Source organism: Arsenophonus endosymbiont of Bemisia tabaci Q2 (genome assembly GCF_902713415.1).
Classification (GTDB): Bacteria; Pseudomonadota; Gammaproteobacteria; order Enterobacterales; family Enterobacteriaceae; genus Arsenophonus.
This window is the reverse complement of sequence record NZ_CACTIE010000246.1, coordinates 1-2,776: the sequence shown is the minus strand read 5'-3', so window position 1 is coordinate 2,776 and position 2,776 is coordinate 1. Positions and strand designations below refer to the sequence as shown.

Annotated in this window: 3 protein-coding genes and 1 pseudogene; 2 read left to right on the top strand and 2 right to left on the bottom strand. The window is 35.3% G+C overall.

Going from position 1 to position 2,776, the window contains the following annotated elements:
• Window positions 1–128 (bottom strand): IS630 transposase-related protein (locus tag ARSQ2_RS15085; RefSeq protein WP_420837775.1); only part of this gene is annotated, 128 nt, incomplete at its 3' end.
• A 204-nt stretch (window positions 129–332) separates the two neighbouring features.
• Complete coding sequence (locus tag ARSQ2_RS10700; protein ID WP_181995289.1) at window positions 333–557, bottom strand: TonB family protein; 225 nt, start codon at window positions 555–557, stop codon at window positions 333–335.
• 135 nt (window positions 558–692) lie between these two features.
• On the opposite strand from ARSQ2_RS10700, the gene ARSQ2_RS10695 reads away from it, so the two are divergent.
• A complete protein-coding gene (locus tag ARSQ2_RS10695; protein WP_181995288.1) occupies window positions 693–872 on the top strand; it encodes a hypothetical protein in 180 nt (59 codons plus the stop codon).
• Window positions 873–1,373: 501 nt separating this feature from the next.
• A pseudogene (gene cls, locus ARSQ2_RS10690) lies at window positions 1,374–2,680 on the top strand (cardiolipin synthase); the annotation flags it as partial.
• Window positions 2,681–2,776 lie beyond the last annotated feature (96 nt).

Sequence of the window (2,776 nt, the reverse complement as noted above, 5' to 3'; positions counted from 1 at the left end):
TTATCGATTTTTCGCTGACGCGTAGTCGATGCTTTTGGCTCTATTTGATTAATCCAACGCGATACAGATGCAGAGCCAATCCGAAATTGCTTCGCTGTTCCTCGGATACTCAACCCTTCTTCTTCCATCGTAAATATCACTTTACGTCTAAAATCAATTGAATAGTTCATATATATAAATAATGTCATCAAAATTAAGTCCCTTAGCTATATATGTTTTTCTCGAATATAAATTTACTGATATAGAGTAATTACTTGTAATCATTTTAAAGTCGCCCAGCTATACCAACGATTCATTGCCCGCTTAACTTCACGTTCGAACAAACCTCTAGGTTATGAATCAACTACTTCTAAGTTAACAACTCTACCATTTTCATCAATATCATATAGAACATTAACATAACCTTTTTTACCAAGTTTACGAGCGGGATCAGGGTAATCTGGATGTTGAATTCTTAATGCTCTGGGGCCATCAATAGAAATTGATGAGGAAGCTATTTGATTAGTCTGCTGATTTTTATTAACACCAACATGATCATCGCTTGCTAATTTTCTCACGACATTAGCTTGTGATTGATTTGTCTGTTCGGTAATAGTTTTTTTAATATGATTTTCTACTAACTGCTTAGATTTAGAATTTTGTTTAACGATCGATTTTTTTGGCGTGACCTTTTTTTCATAGGTAACGCCAGTTTGGCTTCAATATCAGGCTCTATTTTAGGCGCGATTTCCGTTACTGGCTGTTTAACATTTACCGACTGGCTAATACCACTAGGTGCAGCTAAAGCGACCATGGTTACTGACATAGATTCAGCTGAAGAAGCTGATAATGTAGGCTATAATAAAAACCAAGATACCGCTAACGAAGCATGAAGGAATGATGATAAGACAATAAATGATGCCGAACGGATCCAACGCATGAGAAAATTCTTGCTTAAAATAAGCAAATTAAATAAGTTCTATTCTAAATGCAAATAGCAATCATATTCAATAAGGATAACCTGCTAAGTTTAAAAAAGTATCTTGTTGACGATAAAATTAGCTAATGATCTAGTTTTTTACTAACGATATCGACATAGTAAGCCATAAAAGAAAACCAATTATTAACATATTTAATTTATTTAAAGTAACCAAGCTTAGCATTTGAAGTGTATAATAATAAGTGACTATTTAATCTGACAAATTAACGTTCATGGATATAGCAAAAAAATATAAAAATAATTAAAATATTCATAAAATACATTAAATTACTTTCACTTAAGCTAAAAATCGTACTTTTCATATTCATAAAAAATTTTATTTTGCTATTGCTATAGTGAATAACCAGATAATCAATAATATCGAACCAACTCTAAGATAGGAACATCTTTGCCTATGGCAACCCTCTATATACTATTAAACTCGGCTGTGCTTTTTCTGTACTGGCTAATGATTGCCACGGTTACTATACGCATTTTATTAAAACGCCGTCCGGTGACTTCTGTCCTAACCTGGCTATTGATTATTTACATCATCCCACTAGTTGACGTTATTGCTTATCTGGCTTTTGGTGAGTTACACCTTGGCAAGCGACAAGTAATTAAAGCAATGAATATGTGGCCTTCAGTCGAAATCTGGCTTGAAAAACTCAAACAATCTAAACATATTTTTTGCAAAAGCAATAGCCGAGTGGCAGAACCTTTATTTGAACTCTGCGAAAAAAGACAAGGAATTGAGGGCATTAAAGGAAATAAAATTCAACTTTTAACCAATTATCAAGACGCTTTAAATACCATTATACGCGATATTAATTCAGCCTATTACAATATCGAAATGGTATTTTATATTTGGCAAGACGGAGGGTTAGTTGATGAGGTTACCGAAGCTCTGATCAATGCAGCAAAACGTGGTGTAAAATGCGGAATTATGATTGATTCTGCGGGTAGCTGGTCTTTTTTTCACAGCCATCAACCAAAAAAATGCCTGAAACCGGAATAGAACTAATAGAATCACTAAAAGTAAATTTGCTCCGCTTTTTTCTACGACGAATGGATCTACGCCAACATAGAAATATAATTATTATTGATAATTATATTTCTATGTTGGTAGTATGAATATGGTTGACCCTCTCTTTTTTAAGCAAAATGCCGGTGTGGGACAATGGGTAGATATTGTTGTTCGGATGGAAGGACCAGTCTCAACAACCCTTGGCATTGTTTATGCATTTGATTGGGAAATGGAAACCGGTCAACGCATTCTTCCTCCTCCTCCAGAAAACCAATATTATGCCGTTTGAACAAGCTACTGGACATACAACTCAAGTCATTGCTTCAGGGCCCGGCTTTCCGGAAGGATTAATCCAGCAATCTTTGATGACCGCAATTTTTTCTGCCCGCAAACAGCTGATCCTTACCACACCCTACTTTGTTCCTAGTGATGATCTCATCCATGCTATTTGCACTGCAGCGATGCGGGGTGTCGAAGTGTTAATGGTCATTCCTAATCGAAATAATTCTTTTTTAGTTCGCTGCGCAAGCCCGGCATTTTACTCTGAATTGTTAGAAGCGGGCGTTAAGATCTATCAGTTCAACGATGGGCTTTTGCATACTAAAAGCCTATCTGTTGATGGTGAGTTAAGCTTAATTGGGTCTGTTAATCTAGACATGAGAAGCCTTTGGCTCAATTTTGAAATTACTGTTGTATAGCTAAGCGACTTAATTTTGATGACATTATTTATATGAGCTATTCAATTGATTTTAGACGTAAAGTGATATTTACGATGGAAGAAGAAGGGTTGA